Genomic DNA, 17,727 nt, shown 5'->3' on the forward strand with positions numbered 1-17,727 from the left:
GAATATGTATGTATATTTTAAGATATAGGAAGCGATCCGTTTGCAGCAAATGGCTGAAAGTGGGATAAAGTCCCCCTTTACTCATCGCTGCTTGCCCATTCTGCTGGATACTCTTTATTACTCGATTTAGTTGGTTTCTAAAATGGTACATCGAAATTCAAACGTTTATCATCCTCAAAACCGATATATATGTGAGTATTTTGCATAAGTCCCAAGAGCGCTTTTCAAATCAGCAAAATAGAGATCGAAGTGATCCAGTTCGTCTATATATTATATTTTTGAGCTTTGGGAATGGAATTATGCAAAATACTGATATGGAAATATAGATAGAAAAGGGGAACCACGATGAGAAAAGCAGCGAAGATTTTGCTGGCAGTATCCATGGTATGTGGAGCGGTGGTGGGAACTACGTTAAACACTGGAGAAACAGCAGTAGCGGCAAATGTAACGACGAACAACACTTGGAAAAACGCTAAAATTATAGACGTGATCGACCGGAATAACTACATACTGGATGACGGTTCTTTATGGAGAAAGAGTATAGATGGCCCGGTTATTGAGAAATTGAATTTGAAAGGCATTACAGGCAGCAAAAACGAGAGCCAAGGTTATTATGGCTGGACTGAGGACGGGAAGGTAGCCATCTGGGATGATAACTCCGACCCAAAAGTGACGGCTCAATCCTCAGGAGTTAAAGAAATTACAGGTGAGGGTTTGGCTATTAAAACCGATGGGACGATCTCCTGGGGAAGAGAACAGGTTGAGGGAATATCGGATGCTATAGATGGTGATAAGGTAAGTACCTATTTTACGGTTCTTACTCGATCCGGTGATGTATGGTATTCCACAGGGTACGCAGAATCTAAGCCCCGCAAGATAGGTCATGTAGATGGTGCGCTTGATATCAAAATGAGTACGGCGTATGCTGCAGTACTTAAGGAAGATGGCCATGTCACGATGCTGGATATGCTGACCAATGAACCACCGCGCGAAGTGGGAAGTGATATTGCTTCAATTTTATGGAAAAAAGGTACACATGTCTTGATTACTGTACATCATGACGGGACTGTATGGAGCTATGACCGAATGAAGAAATATCCAGCTGTGCAGCTTAGCGGGTTATCTAATGTTGCACGGTTGGTTGATTCGCCTGACGAGCTTTTTGCACAATTAAAGGATGGCTCTTGGGTCGGCTATAAGGATGGGATCACGACTGCGCTGAGCTTGCCTACATTAACGGGTATGTCCTTGTTGACGACCTCCAAAGAGGCTGCCATCGGCGATACGATTCAATTAAATGTACAAGAGACGTATTCGAACGGTTATCGACTAACACGTCATCCCGAAGCTAGTGAGATTGAAGTAGAGAAACCGCAGGTTGCCGAGCTACAGCAGAATGGTTCGGGTATACTCAAAGTAAGGGGCATTGGAAGCACATCCGTAGCTCTGCAGACCGAAGGAATACCATCTTCTTTTACACTAAAGGTATCGTCCGATCAAACCTTGACCGGGGCGGCTATACTGAACGGCAATGTGTATTTACCTGTGCAGTCTGTGTTCAAGACGCTGGGTGGATCTGTTACCGTGGCGAACCAGACCTTTACGATCAAGCTGGGTAAAAACAATATCGTACTCCAAAAAGGGAGTTCCACCGCGATGGTGAATGGTAAACCTGTTGCACTGAAGGGCAAGGTTCAAACGGTTAACGGACAGGTTGTATTCCCGGGAACATTACTGACCGATCTGAAGTTGGGCGGATTCAAATGGAATCGTGACCGCCAGCAAGGAGAATTATCTGTGGGCGCTACCAAGCTGGTCATTGAGACGCCGGAAACGGCAAAAATTATCAGAGCCATTGATCTGGGCAGTCTGTCCAAATTAATTGGCAAAACCTATTGGGTCAATAACTTCTATAGCGCTGGAGATCGATTTGGCAAGGTAACAGTTAAAGATATCGAAGTCAGCACGGACCCGAACGGTGTTAAATCTTACGAAGTTATTTTCCAGGGGGCCAATGGCGAAACTTATGACACGTTTTCCATCATCGGAGCTTCACGCATTCCACAAATGCTGTCTGATTCCGATCAATTTCTGACTTACGATCCGTACAAGAAATACCAATGGTCGCAAGCCATCTGGAACAAGATTAAAAATAATGAGGTAAGCTTAGGCATGAATACGACGCAGGTGCAGTTCGCATGGGGAAACCCAACAGTCAGAGAAAAGGGGGCTGCTTCAAACGGAACTCAAGTCGAAGCCTGGGTATACGGCAACCGTAGTCTTTATTTCAAGGCGGTAGCTTTCGTGAATGGCAAAGTCATAGAAGTATGGCTGTAGGGTAGCTGGTTTTTCTATAACGCTTTGAACGAGGTGTCTCCAGAGTCGTATATACGGCTCTTGGGATGCCTTTTTTTCATTTAACAAAACTAAGCTCTTTATTTAACAAACTTAAGATATGATTCTTTATATCATACATCTTGTTATTTAGATAATAGCTCCGTAGAGAAAGTACGAAGAGCACAAGAGAAGAGAGGATCTGATTTGAGAATGAAATCGCTAAGGAAACCATTATCAGTTGCATTACTATCTTTACCATTACTTCTAGGTTCCCTGGGTGGAAGTTATGCGAGTGCGGCAACCCTACCAACAACGGTAACTCCAACAGAACCATCGTGGGGATATTTCGTAGATCATTATAAAAATAATAGTTCTGCCAATAAGACGGAAAGCTCTAATCCGACCCTCGGGTTGCTCTCCGAATTTAATAAGCTTTGGACTCCCGGCGCTACCTGGGATACAGGTACCAAGCTAAACAGCAGCGTGCTGGACGCCAATATTCAAAAAGTGATTGATATAGCTGCCCGTCGCACTTCCAGTGAGGCCGATGCGGCTTATTTGGATGATCGCAGAAACCAGAGCTACAGTGTGATCGACGGTCTGGGTTCGCTCACTGATGTATATCGAAAGAATGCAGGTGCCACGACAACGATCAACGACATTCCGGCAGATGCCCTGACTAAGAAATACGAAGATGAGGGAACGAATGCAGGGAGTACAAGCTCCAATCTCGGCAACATTGTAAATCTGGTAAATACCTTGCGCGGGGAATACTCTACGACGAACCCGGCTAAGTCTTACTTTAGCTATCCTCGTCCGTTTCGCTGGAGCGATAACTCAGTGGTTGTTCCGAGCCTTATTCCTGCTCTCAAAGCTGATGCTACTAGCGATGGCGGCTTTCCTAGCGGTCATACCAATGCTGCGTATCTCAGTTCTATTGCTATGGCCTATGCCGTGCCGGAGCGTTATCAGGAACTGCTGACACGAGCTTCGGAGCTGGGCAATAACCGTGTTGTTGCCGGTATGCACTCCCCGCTTGATGTTATGGGAGGACGTGTCATGGCAACGGCGATGGCTGCTGCTATCCTGTCTGATCCGGCCAATAGCAGTTTGAAGAAAGCGGCTTATCAGGATGCTCGTAAACAACTGCTGTCTCAGAAAGGCACAGCTCCAGATCGATTCAGCAATTATGCCACAAACAAAAAAAATTATAATCAACGATTAACATACGGATTCAGTCAGGTTAATCCAACTACGACGCCAATGACAGTGCCTAAGGGAGCTGAGGTACTGTTGGAGACACGCTTGCCTTACCTGGATAGCACACAACGTCGTTGGGTTTTGGCTACTACAGGGATTCCTTCCGGCTATCCTGTACTTGATGATGCTGAGGGATGGGGACGATTGAACCTGTTTTCCGCCGCGGATGGCTACGGTGCTTTCACCAATAATGTTGCGGTAAATATGGACGCTTCCAAAGGCGGTTTCAATGCACTGGATCGCTGGCGCAACAATATCTCCGGCGTTGGAAAGCTGACTAAAAAGGGAACAGGTACGTTGAAGCTAATGGGCAACAATACGTATTCCGGCGGTACACAGATCGAACAAGGTACTCTGGAGGGAACTTCGGAAACGGCTTTCGGAAGTGGTGGAATTACGAATAACGGGGGAACTCTGCTTAAAAATGCTTCTGGAAAGCTGATTATTGGCGGAAATTACAGACAATCTGCCAAGGGAACACTTGAGCTTAACCTGCGCAGTAAAAATGATGTGCTCAAAATGAAGGGAACAGCCATACTCAACGGAAAATTACGTCTGAATTTTTCTAACAAATATGTACCGGCTAATGGTGCTACGATCTTAACTTATGGTAAACGGAATGGAGCATTTTCTTCGATTGAAACAGTAGGTTTACCAAGCAATTATAAAGTGAAGGTTATCTATACAGCTGACAGTGCTCAGTTGAAAGTCACTAAGTAAAACGTAATTAACTCTCTATACAACAATTGAAGTGCACCTTTAAAATACATGGGGATAAACCAGAAGGTTATTCCAGTATGTATTCTAGGGTGCACTTTATTGTTTCATCATAATTAATCAAAAGTATAAAAAGGTCAAAATTTGACCTTAATGTAGTAAAATAATCCCGCTGTTTGAAAGCGCAGTCCTGATATTCTTAAGAAGCATATTTGATCAAATTTTCAAATGATTCAGACTAACTAAGAGGAACAGAGGAAAGGAAGAGACTGATGAGTCTTGAAAAGGAATACGTTAAAATAGCCCAAGATGTCATTAAAGGGCTTGGCGGAGAAGACAATATTATTTCCATGGCACATTGTGCCACACGGCTGAGGCTGATTGTAAAAGATAGAGAAATTATTGATGATGAATTTATTGAGAATATTGATAAGGCCAAAGGCGTTTTCTTTACCTCTGGGCAATATCAAATTATTTTTGGAACCGGTACTGTAAATAAAGTATACGATGCCATGGTTGGTCAAAGCATATCTGCTACATCAAAGGCTGATTTGAAAGAAATGGCCTCCACCCAAGATGATAATCGGTTCAAAAGAATGATCCGAGTTTTCGGGGATGTATTTGTTCCGATTATGCCCGCATTGGTAGCTACAGGATTATTCATGGGAGTTAGAGGCTTAGTAACTCAGCCTGCACTGCTCCAGTTATTTGGACTTACGCCTGATCATATTTCTGCGAATTTCATATTGTTTACACAAATATTGACCGATACGGCTTTTGCATTTTTACCCGTGTTGGTATGTTGGTCGGCCTTCCGGGTGTTTGGCGGATCGCCGCTATTGGGGATTTTGATTGGATTAATGTTAGTGAGTCCTTCGTTGCCTACATCCTGGGATGTCGCCCAAAAAGTTCAGGAACCACTAGTGTTTTTCGGATTCATTAAAATTGCAGGCTATCAGGGCTCGGTTCTGCCTGCTTTCATAATAGGTGTCGTGGGGGCGATGCTGGAGAAGAAGATCAGGAAGTCAGTCCCCGATGCATTGGACTTAATTCTAACACCGTTTCTAACATTATTAATAACACTGGTACTGGGATTGTTCGTAATTGGTCCCATTTTTCACGAGGTGGAAGCTTTAATATTAATGGCTGTTACCGCCATTTTGAAATTACCATACGGCATCGGCGGATTTATTTACGGTGGCATCAATCAGATTATTGTAGTTACCGGACTACACCATGCCTTAAACCTGATTGAAATACAGATGTTAGTGGGCAATGGTTGGAATATGGTGAACCCGATCAGTTCGGCGTCGATTTGCGCACAAGCGGGTGCTGCGCTAGCTGTTGGTCTAAAATCCAAAAATGTAAAAACCAAATCCATTGCTTATCCTTCTACCTTGTCAGCGTTGTTGGGCATTACAGAACCCGCTATCTTTGGGGTGAACATTCGATATGGCAAACCGTTCATGATGGGCTTGATTGGAGGAGCGGTTGGTGGTTTCTTCGCACGTATATTTAATATTCAAGCAACGGGGATGTCGATTACAGCCCTACCTGGAATGTTATTGTACCTGAACAATCAGATATTTCTTTACATTTTAGTTTGTGTAATCGGCTTTGCTGTAGCATTTTCGCTAACGTGGATCTTTGGGTTTAAAGAAAAAACAGATAACAAATAAAATGATGTGGGGAGAATCATGGACAACAACACACTACTTAAGAAATTGGACAGCCTTTCAATAGAAGAGAAAATAGGCCAGCTCATCCAACTGACCGGTGATTTTTTTGAAGGGGATATAGACACTGTTGTGACGGGGCCTTTAAAAAAATTAGGGTTAAACGCCGGCTACAATATATATAACACAGGATCGATATTGAACATCACTAACCCAGAAAAAATTATCCAGTTGCAAACGGATTATTTAGAAAAATCGATTCATAAAATTCCGCTGCTGTTCATGGCAGATATTATCTATGGGTATCGAACTATCTTCCCGATTCCGATTGCACAAGCATGTAGTTGGAATTATGAGGGAATAGAACATGCGGGTTCGATTGCTGCCCAGGAATGTTACGACGAAGGTGTTCACGTGACCTTTTCCCCCATGGTAGATATCGTTAGAGATCCCCGTTGGGGGCGGGTGATGGAATCGCCTGGAGAGGATACTTTGCTAGCGAAGAAATACGCTGAAAGCATGGTTCAGGGGATTCAGGGAAGAAGCTTGGAAGGGATCATACCAGCCAATAAAATTGCCGCTTGCGTCAAGCATTTTGCCGCTTATGGGGCACCTGTCGCTGGACGTGAGTATAACGCCGTGGATATGTCGGAGCATACGCTGCGAGAATATTATTTGCCAGGGTATCAAGCTGCAATCGAAGCGGGGGCAAAGCTTGTTATGACGGCCTTTAATACCTTGAACGGCGTCCCTGCGACAGGAAACGAGTGGCTTAACCGCGACGTGCTAAGACAAGAAATGAATTTTAATGGTGTGTTGATCTCGGATTACGCCGCTATAGAAGAACTGATCATGCACGGTTATGCTGAAGACGAGGCTTCAGCCGCAAGGATTGCGTTATTGGCTGGTGTTGATGTGGATATGAAGACAGCGATATATGCCAATCAATTGGAGAAAGTAGTATCGGATAACGAGCATATGCTGGAGCTTTTGAATGAAGCTGTATACCGTGTTTTAAAGCTAAAAAATGATTTGGGGCTTTTTGAGGACCCGTTCCGCGGATTACAGGAAACCGTTCAGCGGTCGAGAAACAGTATTCTGTCAGATGAACATAAAAAAGCCGCGCTGTCCTTGGCCGAAGAATCCGTAGTCTTGCTGAAAAATGAAGATGAACTGCTGCCATTGTCTAAACATACCAAAGTAGCTTTAATCGGTCCTTACGCAGATGAAAACTCTACCCTGGGCATGTGGGCCATTAAGGGGGATGAGGCGGATACCGTCAATTTGAAAATGGGATTATTAAAGCATGTTGATCCCGGCAATCTCTCGGTTTGCAAAGGGGCGTATATGCTCCCCGCTAATGCGAGAGAAGCCCTAGGCAAATATGCGGACAAGCTGGCTGCTGAAACAGTCGATGAGGAGGCCCTACTGCGCGAAGCGATCCGGAATGCTAACGAAGCGGATGTCATTGTCCTCGCCTTGGGAGAAAGTATTTATCAGAGCGGAGAAGGGGGATCGCGAACGAACCCGACGCTTCCTAAGCCGCAAATGAAACTGCTCCATGAATTAAGTTTACTGGGCAAAAAGATGGTTCTGATCGTTTATAGCGGAAGACCTTTGATTCTTACCGAAGTAGCCGGAAAAGTTGATGCTATTGTCCAAGCCTGGTATCCAGGAACGATGGGCGGAGAAGCACTGGCCAATATACTGTATGGGGAAGTCAATCCATCGGGGAAATTAGCCATGACCTTTCCACGAAGCGTTGGACAAATTCCGATATCCTACAATGAGTTGAATACAGGAAGACCAAATTTAAAGGAAAATGGTTCTTATCGGTTTGCATCCCGATATATTGATGAAGTGAATGAACCCTTGTATCCGTTTGGCTATGGTAAATCCTATACCTCATTTGAATACAGCCTATTAACAGTTAGCCAAAAAGAAATGAAAAAAAATGAGTCAGTTGATATCTGTATTTCTGTCACCAACACTGGAATTTATGATGGAAAGGAAACGATCCAATTATATATTCGCGATAAATTTGCAAGTGTTGCAAGACCAGTGAAAGAATTAAAAGACTTTAAAAAAGTTTTTTTGCAAAGTGGCGAGACCCAAAATGTCGAATTTTCAATTCATGAAGAGATGCTTAAATTTTATGATCGTGAAATGCAATACAAAAGTGAACCCGGCGAATTTGATATTTATATCGGGTCAAGCTCGCAGGAAATTTTGCTGAGTTTTAGTTTTGTTTTTTTACCGGAGGATGAGCATGAATAAAAGCGACGCGTATAACCTGAAATATCATATTACTCCTCCTTACGGTTTGCTCAATGACCCTAATGGACTTGCCTATTTCAATCATCAATATCATGTGTTCTATCAGTGGAATCCAAAAGGAACGGAGCATAAAAATAAATGCTGGGGCCATGTTGTTTCTAGCGATCTGGTGCACTGGCAAAGGAAAAGTGTCGCGCTGGAGCCTTCAGAATGGTATGACAAGGATGGCATTTATTCGGGCGGAGGCATTGTTCATAATGAAAAGCTGTATCTGTTTTATACAGGAAATGTAATCCGAGATGATGGAGTAAAAGAAAGCTATCAATGCGCCGCGATTTCGGAGGATGGCGAGTATTTCCAAAAAATAGGTCCCTTGTTTGAGCACCCCAAAGGTTATACCCGGCATGTTCGAGATCCGAAAGTATGGAGAGACCAACACGGGAACTGGTGGTTGATTGTTGGTGCTCAGAGAGAAGATTTGACTGGAGATACGCTTATCTACAAATCTAAAAATTTGTCCGAATGGGAATGCCAAGGATCATTTGTTGATCACGATCATCAATTTGGATATATGTGGGAATGTCCGGATGTACTTCATTTTGCCGAAAATGATGTTTTTATTTTCTCTCCTCAGGGTTTACTGGAGAAAGGCGAATATTATAAAAATCCTAATCAATCGGGTTATATTGTTGGCAAATTATCGGATACAGGCAAATTTAACGGCAACCTTTCCGATTTTAAAGAGCTTGATCGAGGATTTGATTTTTACGCGCCACAATCATTTAAGGTTAATGACAGAACCATTATGTTCGGATGGATGAGCGCCATGAATGAGGAAGCGGAGAGGGCTGTCCCGACCATTCAGGAGGGCTGGATTCATGCATTGACTCTTCCTAGAGAAGTGGTATTGATGAACGGTGTGTTGTACCAGAAACCATTGCCGGAATTACAATTGTTAAGACTGGATGACATGCATTACAAAGGGGAAATTCAAAATAACAGTGAGTGGTTACTGCCTTCTACACAAACGGAGCTCATTGTTCATTTTTCCTTACTCACAGAAAACTTTAAAATGATCATTAGGGATGCTGTGCAATTTGACTATGATTGGGAACAAAATAGTCTGACAGTTTGGAGAACAAACTGGTTGACTGGCGAGAGGGAGTACAGAAAAGCAACATTAAATAATAAGCTTGCAGAAATGCAAATATTCATTGAAAGCTCAAGCTTGGAAATATTTGTTAACGAGGGTGAAGAAGTGTTTTCCCTGCGTTATTTCATAGAAGATGCAGACCAACGCAATGTATTGCTTGAGGCAGGAGACAATGTAGGTGAAGTTAGAATGTATCAGTTGCAGGAATGTGTAGGTTAACATTTTTTTGCTTGCCGAGTTGCAAGTAGGCTAAGGAAGGCTGTTCATTATCCCGTTTACGGGAAGAACTGCCTTCTTTTTTATTTTGGTCCGTTGAATAGATTCTGCTTGTCCGGGCATTTTACTATCGGTATAGTATGAGTATTAGTATAAGAGTTTATTGCTTAATATAGAATACAGATGGATCACTCATGGCTGGCTGATGAGGTGTAGTGATGAAAAAAATATATGAACATATCGAAATAGACAGAAAAAAAATGATTAACCTTTTTATGTTCCAATCCAGAGATACAGAAAGAGTCATTCCTATGCATTTTCACAGCAATATGGAGTTGATCTACTGTACAAGTGGAAGTCTAAAGGTGTGGCATGAAGGAAAAATAACTATTTTGATGGAAAAGGATGCGCTATTCATTAACAGCAATGTCCCGCATTCCACGCAGAGTATTACGGAGAACCAAGTCATTGTGCTGCAATTTCCAGACACTTTCTTTGCCAATGAACAAGTAATCATCCAATTAAACACGCAAGAGAAACAAGTTGAAGATACTATAATCTCTAAATTAAGAGGATTGTTTATGGATATATATGATCTACATATTTCCAAAAGCAAATACGACTACATTTTAGAGCAAAGCCGAATTATTGAACTGAAATATTTGCTTGTCAATCATTTTAGTCAAGCAACAGACATTCCACCGGAAGTATTTAGTGAAAAGCAACGAAAGATAAAGACAATCATGGACTTTATTAAAGAGCATTATACTGAAAATATTAGCCTGGCCAAAACGGCCCGTATCTGCGGTTATTCGGAGGCTTATTTGTCGCGAATGTTTCATGAATATACAGGCCAGACGTTTACCGAATACAAGCAAATTCTTTGTTTGGAGAAGGCGATCGATTTACTGGATTCAACCAATAAGTCACTTACAGAAATTTCTTACGAGGTGGGGTTTCCAAACGAGAAATCTTTCAGAAAGGCTTTTAGAGAAGTTATGGGTAAAACACCGTATGAATATAAAAAATCAAGATTTGATCTGGATGTGTAACGCCACGAGCATGCACAGCATCCTTTCAGTACAACCAAGGGGCTGTCCCTTGTCATTTGATGACTTTAGGACAACCCCTTGATATTTACGCTATGTCAGAAGAGTTATTAGCTTAACGGTTATCGATCTTTTCCGGGTACATATCATGGTTCATCATGCGGTGCTCCGCTATCTGTTCGTACTTCGTTCCTGGCTTGCCGTAGTTGGTGTACGGGTCGATAGAGATGCCGCCGCGTGGTGTGAATTTGCCCCATACTTCAATGTAGCGAGGGTCCATCAGCTTAATCAAGTCATTCATGATGATATTGACGCAGTCTTCATGGAAATCGCCGTGGTTACGGAAGCTGAACAGGTACAGCTTAAGGGACTTGCTTTCTACCATTTTAATATCGGGAATGTAGCTGATGTAGATGGTTGCAAAATCAGGCTGTCCTGTAATCGGGCACAGGCTGGTGAACTCCGGGCAATTGAACTTTACAAAATAATCCCGATACGGATGTTTGTTATCAAAGCTTTCGAGAATGGCGGGATCATAGGCAAACGTGTATTGTGTGCCTTGATTGCCAAGCAGGGTAACGTCGGTCATTTCTTCGGGTGTTCTTCCGGTCATTGGATGGGGCTCCTTAAGTTTAGTTTGGTAAAAGAGAGAGGGAGTTATGATGATGGGGAGGTCGCTCCGCGAAGGATTTGAGCTTCCGATCGCTGTTGAAATGGGATTCTTTCTGATAAGATGAAAGATATAGGTTAGAATCCCATTTCAAAGGCGAACGCTAACGCTTCTACAGCTTCAAATCCTCCGCTTCGCTGCCGACCGCCGTCACCACCATAAAGTCCCTGCTCGTTTATCTGTAGGCTGGGATAGAAGAGAATAGTGCTCGCTCCTATATGAAAGGAGCGAGCTTGTTGAGAACCCCGTCCTCACGGACGAGGGTTTCTCTTGTTTTGTAACTTGGGTGTCGAGGGTATACTTCGACTAATTTGGCGTATCTTGTGTATCACATACAGCCTATACGGAATATATTACATATAAGTGTTATACGCCGCGTTTGTTGCCCCATACGAGGGTGTGGAGCTGTGGGAGTACTCTTACGTCGTTTAGTCGGGAATCGTCCATGACACGGTCGATAAGCCATTCATAACGATGGAGTAGGGACTCCGCAATCTGTCCGGTGTTCTCCGTGTTCACATCTGGATTACCCGTCTGGAGGAACAGCGGTACGTGTGGATAGCGCTCGTGAACGATGCGGGCATAGGCAAGATCGGTGTCATCGAAGATGACGACCTTCAAGCTGCAAGCTCCGGTATAGAGCCGCGCAGATTCATTAGCGGGTTCCTTCAAGCCTGGTGCGGTTGGGACGTTGGACGTAGCTCGGGACTCACTAGCCATCTTCCGGTTCGATAGACGGGCGACGATATCATCCAGCACGTCCCAGTTGGTCGTCATACCAGAGCTGGGCGGCTTCGGGGATAGGGTTACCTCATCGATATCGTATAGCCATTCCTGCCAACGGGAGCCTTGTGTTTCGACAGCGGTGGCAATGCCTTGGCTGCGCAGCAGGGTAATTAGCTCCCAAAGCTGCGGTAGCAGGGCAGGATTGCCTCCAGAAAGGGTCACATGCGAAAACCGTTCGCCACCGATGGCCTTCAGCTCCTGCCAAATGTCAGTGGCACTCAGACGACGGATCTGGTCCTTGGCGCTTCCGTCCCAGGTAAAGGCGGAGTCGCACCACGAGCAATGGTAATCGCAGCCTGCGGTGCGAACAAACATCGTTTTACGACCAATGACCATACCTTCGCCCTGAACAGTGGGACCAAACACCTCTAGTACGGGAATAGGGGCTAGTTTGGTGCCGTGGGAGGCTGTCATGGGTTGGTGAGTCGTCACGGCATTACTCATCGAGCATCCACTCCCGTCGGAACTCGGCGTAGCTGGTAGGTGTCTCGAACAACCGTACAAACTCGGTACGTCCACCTTCGACACGGTTGCAGTATGCATCCGAGGTCAAGGCTGACTCCATTTGTTCAAAGATCCAGACGACCATATTCTCCGCCGTTGTATTCATTGGAGGAAGCGTCTCATTCAAGTAACGGTGGTCCAGAAAAGGCTCAAGCCGCTCTTTCCAGATCGTTTTGATGTCACCAAAATCCAGCGTTAGACCCGTTTCGCCCGGTATACCGCTTATGCCAAACACGACGATATAGGTATGTCCGTGCAGATTTTTGCATTTGCCTTCGTAGCAGTGCAAATGATGTGCTGCATCGAATGTAAATTGTTTGCTGACTAGTACACGTTTGCGGTGATAACGCAGCTGAGAGTGCTCAATGTCTGTCCCGAACTGCTGGAGCTTGTCGACAATGCGAAAAGTACCTGGCTCACGCATGACCTTCAACTCCTTGGGATGAAGCTCCGCGCACCGCGAGATACTGCTCGAGTCCAGCACGGCGAAGTTTGCAAGCAGGGCATTCGCCACAGCCATCGCCAATGACGCCGTTATAGCACGTTAGTGTACGTGTTCTTACAAATTCAAAAGCTTTCAGCTCATCGGCCATGTGCCAGGTTTCGGCCTTGTTCAACCACATGAGCGGAGTATGAATCACAAAGGGATAGTCCATCGAAAGGTTCAGTGTGACGTTCAGCGATTTGATAAAGGAATCCCGGCAATCGGGATAGCCGCTGAAATCCGTCTCACAAACGCCTGTAATCAAGTGGCGCGCTCCTTTTTGCTTGGCGAGAACTCCCGCGAAGCTCAGGAACAGTAGGTTACGACCGTCTACAAAGGTGCTAGGCAGTTCGCCTTCCTGTTGAGTAATGTCAATGTCGGTGCGTGTGAGGGCATTAGGGGCTAGTTGATTAAGCAGGCTCATATCCAGTACCGTTTGCGGAACACCCAGTTCGCGGGCGATTCCAGCGGCTACTTCGATTTCCTGCTTGTGGCGTTGACCGTAATCGAACGTCACGGTTTCTACTTCAGCAAAATGTTTTTTTGCCCAGAATAAACAGGTTGTGCTGTCTTGGCCGCCGCTGAATACGACGACTGCTTTTTCGTTTGTAAACATAAAAAAACCTCTCGATCTTCTTGGAATGGTGCAAGACATGGAGTCTTGTCACTTGGAAGAAGGAGAGTTCTTGAACCGACTTCAACAAAAAACAGGCCTTGCCCCGCGAATTCATTTTTTTTGCGGAGGACAAAGCATCGTTAGTTTTTTATAGAGGGAGTTCGCGAACCTCTCCCATGCATGACGCATGGATTTTCTCCATTAGTATCTGCCATGAGGACAGACGGCTATAGCATTGTCATTATAGCATGGCAGGGCTATTTGATAAACACTCCACCAAATGGAATGACTTCCCGTAAAAATCGCTTGATCACGCCATCGTCGTTCATATCCTGTTGAAGCCGCCGATGATGTTCCCCAGCATGAAATAGTACGGTACCCTGTCCGGTCATTTTAAAATGATAGTTCATATGCTGGCTGGCCAGATGATTGCCGTACACGGTCAACTCCAGTTTAGCGTTTTCGGGATAGGCAATGACGCTGCTTGCATCCACATATATCGGCTCTGTCGGATGAAGCTGTTCTTGACATACCAATCCCTGCGTCAAAAGACCGATTTGACCAACACCATCGAATTTCATTTTTATAACATCGCGGCTAAACAACATGTTTTTCATGCTTAGCAGCTTGGTACGCATTTGAATACCGGAGCTGTACCAGAACAGGTTGCGAAAATCGTATAACAGATCATCGCTCCCTTCAAGCTTAATCATTTTTAGACTAAAGCCAGGCGGAAGTGCGGCAATTAGGCGACAAGCTCCTGTGAAATCGGCTTGAATCAGTTTGTGTTTGCGATACATGCCCTTAATATTCATCAGTTTATCACTACGGCCTGAGCTGGGTCCGCGGTATGCGATGATTTGCTGCGGATGCAGAACATGCAGCTTTTCTCCTTCCGCCAGATCGAGCGTTACGACCGAACCGACGCTTTCATCATGGTGTTGTCCTGCTTGTATGTCCATTCAGACCTTTCATCCTTTCAGACAGTTAGTACCTTCCCGAACGTCGACGCATCCCGTAACGCAACAGTCGGATACCGATAAAATAACCGGCCAGCAGAATTATAGCTGTGATGATGAGCATTTTATTTCGGTGTGAAGCCTGATCGCGCTGGGTTTGAAGATTTTTTAATTCTGTGACAGTGTCAGTCAGCTTGCGGTTTTGCTCCAGTAATTGGGCGTTTTGCTCCTGATAGGCCTCTAAGTTGTTACGAGCCTTTTCCAGATCTTCCTGTGTTTGTCGGTAGCTTTCCTTGAGCTGGTACACATCACCGGGCAACCGCGAAAATTGCTCGAAGCCTTGATACACATCATCCCAATAAGCAGCATGTACTTCGGGTACACGAGTTATCCCAAAAATAAACAAAAGTGCTATAGCAGTGCAGACAATGCGGCGGTACAAAGCAAAACGACAAGTTGGTCGTGCCAAGAGATGTTCCCCCTTTTGATAAACCAAGATGTTAGGTGATACAGATCATTACCCATATGACATGGTTACGTATAATATAACGATTCGGATGCAGATTTTAGAATAAATGGACGACAAATACGGAGAAAATGTTCTCAAAAAAAGTCGATATATTAGTTTAAGTGTACCTTAAAACGGGTATATCAAGGAAGCGGCAACATTCCGGCATTTTTTCCAGCATACGAGTAAAGAACGATCCGCACCTGATCAGGGCTTAAGTTGAATATATGAACTGAAATATATTAAAAATTGATATAGAAGGAGATTTTGCAAGATGAATGAGAGAGAACAAAACTATAAAACTTTAAAAATCACTGTAAATGGAAAGCCGTTATCAAAGGATCTCGTTGTAGATAGCACTACTTTTGCTCCTATATCTGATATTTGCACAAAAACGAAAGTTTCTTTAACAGAAACTACAATCTCATAAGTATAAATATAGAAGTAGACTATAAAATAGCCCGGCATATGCCGGGCTATTTTTGCGCATTTATGTAATTGAAATGGTTTAAAATGTTATTTACCAAACTAGGTCCCCCTTCATAAAGATTCCCATGTATAATTTTCACAATCAAACATACGTTCCCTGACAATATAGTGTCAGATAACACTGTTAATTTAGAGTTACATGTTCTTTTAGGGGGAATTTACCAGTGGTGAAGTCAATGCTCAATGTAACGTGCACATGGGACAAAGAGTCTATATCTGCGAATGGGTCCAAACAAGTAAATCTACTGATAGAATGGGGCTATGGAGCTATACGTAAAAGAAAAGGAAATCTAATACCGAAAGCAGCGGGATGTGACCTTCAACTCCAGTTCATTCCAGAAAACGGGGTAAGTCTATTAAAAGCTGAAGGGGTGAGGCTCGGTTTTAAACGCTCAGAAAACGGAGATAGCATGTTTGTTCACTGTGGTGATGTGCGGCGGGGAAAATATAGACAGGCTATTTTAACGTTTTCTATACCGGCTCACTCGTCCGGAAGACATACGATTGGAATGATGGAGTGGAGCTGGCGCAAGCCATCGCAGGAAAAGCGAACGCTGATCCGGACAGACCAGCTCTATATCCATTTCACGCATCATCTTGGTCTGCTGAGCATTCCATCCAACCCGAAGGTGGAAAAATACATAAAGCTGAATGAGACGTCCCCTATTGTAAAAAAAGCATTGCGTATGTACGAGAAAGGGGAATATGAGCGAGGGGCGTTCATCCTTACCAGACAAGCAGATGAATTACTTATACTTGCAGCAAGAAGCGATGACATGGACTACCTGCAGGAAGCCGAGTTAATTCTGGCCATACGCAATAAATGGAGTGGTACTTTTGTCTCATTCACAGCGTATAGTTCTAAGGTCATTTTTAATAAAGCAATATCGGTAGGAGATGTTCATTTTACTGAAAATGATATTTTAAGATAGGCAATTATGCTAGTTTATTTGTGTAATATAGTGAGTCTAATTTACTATCTTTTTGTAAAGGAGAGACTTCCTTGACTGATCGGTTGATACGTTTAATGCGGATTATTACTATTGTTCAGGCAAATCCGGGGATATTGGCAAGAGAGCTTGCCGAACGTTGTGAAACATCAGAACGTACTATATACCGGGATATGGAGGCGTTAAGCGCTATGCATATTCCGATTACGAATATGGGGCATGGAAAAGGGTACATTTTTATTAGTAATTTTGCTTTGTATCCTCTGAATTGGACGGAAGAAGAGGTAGAGGCTTTTACCAAGCTGGGAGAGATTATGGAAACGGTAAAGCCTCTTTTACCGCCAGCTTTTGAAAGTGCTTATGAGAAAGTGATGGCCTCTAGTCAGAAAAAAAAGATGGACCAGACGAGCTTCGCGCAGGAAATGAAAAATATCATCCGGCTCGGCTCGACACTTGATCGGGAAAACCAGCCCTATCTGCTCAGGCTGATTGTTTTGGCGAGTCTTACGCAGCAGACGATTGAAGCGGAATACAGCTCGCCTCAAAATGAAAATGTATCCCTAGTTCAGGTAGATCCTTATTGTTTGGTTCCGCAGGATCGGCGATTCTATATGCTTGGTTTTTGTCACAAGCACTCCGCTATGAGAACCTTTCGGATCAGCCGCTTTCGGAACATGAGAATTTTGCCGTATACGTTTCAAAAAAATACAACTGAAATGGAAATGTTTTTTAAAGGGACCTGGTCGGTGACCAAAGGAAATCAGAATATCCGGTTTGTGGTACGTTTTTCTGCCGAGTCTGTATATCGGGTCAAAGAAGAGGAGCTGTTCATCAAGCCTTTTCTTAAGGATTTGCCGGATGGAAGTTTGTTGTTTGAGGTGACGGTCAATCATGACCGTGAATTTTTGGATTGGCTCACTTCCTATGGAGCTGAGGCCGAGATCCTGGAGCCTTTACGGTACCGCAAACGAATGCAAGAAATGCTGCGGACCTGGGGAGCATTCTATTTCGATAAAAAGGCAGGAAATCAAGAATAACAGGGGGAGATCCCCCGGAACGGGCCGGGGAGCTATCCG

Annotated in this window: 15 protein-coding genes and 1 riboswitch; of the genes, 9 read left to right on the forward strand and 6 right to left on the reverse strand. The window is 44.1% G+C overall.

The genetic code is table 11. The features are described 5' to 3' along the window. Positions 1–345 precede the first annotated feature (345 nt). From ACUUJN_RS05710 to ACUUJN_RS05735, 6 genes are all read left to right on the forward strand, one after another. Positions 346–2,337: a stalk domain-containing protein gene (locus tag ACUUJN_RS05710; RefSeq protein WP_279831976.1), complete on the forward strand. Its 1,992-nt coding sequence runs from the start codon at positions 346–348 to the stop codon at positions 2,335–2,337. Between the two features lie 210 nt (positions 2,338–2,547). After that, the gene (locus ACUUJN_RS05715; RefSeq protein WP_279831974.1) at positions 2,548–4,317 is read left to right on the forward strand and encodes an acid phosphatase; all 1,770 of its coding nucleotides are present in this window, start codon (positions 2,548–2,550) and stop codon (positions 4,315–4,317) included. A 269-nt stretch (positions 4,318–4,586) separates the two neighbouring features. After that, on the forward strand, positions 4,587–5,993 hold the full coding sequence (locus ACUUJN_RS05720) for a sucrose-specific PTS transporter subunit IIBC (RefSeq protein WP_023987359.1): 1,407 nt from the start codon (positions 4,587–4,589) through the stop codon (positions 5,991–5,993). A gap of 18 nt (positions 5,994–6,011) precedes the next feature. Beyond that, positions 6,012–8,267, forward strand: coding sequence for a beta-glucosidase BglX (gene bglX, locus ACUUJN_RS05725; RefSeq protein ID WP_340858946.1), 2,256 nt, complete (start codon positions 6,012–6,014; stop codon positions 8,265–8,267). Then, positions 8,260–9,639 (forward strand): glycoside hydrolase family 32 protein, encoded by a 1,380-nt coding sequence (locus ACUUJN_RS05730; RefSeq protein ID WP_028543155.1) that lies wholly within the window; start codon positions 8,260–8,262, stop codon positions 9,637–9,639. The genes bglX and ACUUJN_RS05730 overlap by 8 nt, the downstream gene beginning before the upstream one ends. 215 nt (positions 9,640–9,854) lie before the next feature. Beyond that, a complete protein-coding gene (locus tag ACUUJN_RS05735; protein WP_023987362.1) occupies positions 9,855–10,688 on the forward strand; it encodes a helix-turn-helix domain-containing protein in 834 nt (277 codons plus the stop codon). Positions 10,689–10,800: 112 nt separating this feature from the next. Here the strand turns inward: ACUUJN_RS05735 and queF are convergent, their stop codons facing one another. From queF to ACUUJN_RS05765, 6 genes are all read right to left on the reverse strand, one after another. After that, complete coding sequence (queF, locus tag ACUUJN_RS05740; protein ID WP_013309106.1) at positions 10,801–11,298, reverse strand: preQ(1) synthase; 498 nt, start codon at positions 11,296–11,298, stop codon at positions 10,801–10,803. Positions 11,299–11,721: 423 nt separating this feature from the next. Continuing rightward, positions 11,722–12,585, reverse strand: coding sequence for a 7-carboxy-7-deazaguanine synthase QueE (queE, locus tag ACUUJN_RS05745; RefSeq protein WP_340858944.1), 864 nt, complete (start codon positions 12,583–12,585; stop codon positions 11,722–11,724). Then, entirely contained in the window at positions 12,578–13,069 is a 492-nt protein-coding gene (queD, locus tag ACUUJN_RS05750) for a 6-carboxytetrahydropterin synthase QueD (RefSeq protein WP_053324813.1), read from the reverse strand. Before queD ends, queE begins: the two co-directional genes overlap by 8 nt. Beyond that, the gene (gene queC, locus ACUUJN_RS05755; RefSeq protein WP_068938506.1) at positions 13,062–13,745 is read right to left on the reverse strand and encodes a 7-cyano-7-deazaguanine synthase QueC; all 684 of its coding nucleotides are present in this window, start codon (positions 13,743–13,745) and stop codon (positions 13,062–13,064) included. The genes queD and queC overlap by 8 nt, the downstream gene beginning before the upstream one ends. A gap of 134 nt (positions 13,746–13,879) precedes the next feature. Beyond that, a riboswitch (PreQ1 riboswitch) is annotated at positions 13,880–13,923 on the reverse strand. Positions 13,924–14,002: 79 nt separating this feature from the next. Continuing rightward, positions 14,003–14,707 (reverse strand): AIM24 family protein, encoded by a 705-nt coding sequence (locus ACUUJN_RS05760; RefSeq protein ID WP_013309110.1) that lies wholly within the window; start codon positions 14,705–14,707, stop codon positions 14,003–14,005. A gap of 25 nt (positions 14,708–14,732) precedes the next feature. Further along, the gene (locus tag ACUUJN_RS05765) at positions 14,733–15,173 is read right to left on the reverse strand and encodes an SH3 domain-containing protein (protein WP_340858943.1); all 441 of its coding nucleotides are present in this window, start codon (positions 15,171–15,173) and stop codon (positions 14,733–14,735) included. Between the two features lie 313 nt (positions 15,174–15,486). On the opposite strand from ACUUJN_RS05765, the gene ACUUJN_RS05770 reads away from it, so the two are divergent. From ACUUJN_RS05770 to ACUUJN_RS05780, 3 genes are all read left to right on the forward strand, one after another. Then, positions 15,487–15,642, forward strand: coding sequence for a hypothetical protein (locus tag ACUUJN_RS05770; RefSeq protein WP_023987366.1), 156 nt, complete (start codon positions 15,487–15,489; stop codon positions 15,640–15,642). Positions 15,643–15,865: 223 nt separating this feature from the next. Further along, the gene (locus ACUUJN_RS05775; protein ID WP_069081218.1) at positions 15,866–16,633 is read left to right on the forward strand and encodes a hypothetical protein; all 768 of its coding nucleotides are present in this window, start codon (positions 15,866–15,868) and stop codon (positions 16,631–16,633) included. 71 nt (positions 16,634–16,704) lie between these two features. Then, positions 16,705–17,688: a helix-turn-helix transcriptional regulator gene (locus ACUUJN_RS05780; protein WP_023987368.1), complete on the forward strand. Its 984-nt coding sequence runs from the start codon at positions 16,705–16,707 to the stop codon at positions 17,686–17,688. Positions 17,689–17,727 lie beyond the last annotated feature (39 nt).

The sequence above is a fragment of the Paenibacillus sp. LRG-1 genome, from assembly GCF_057220305.1.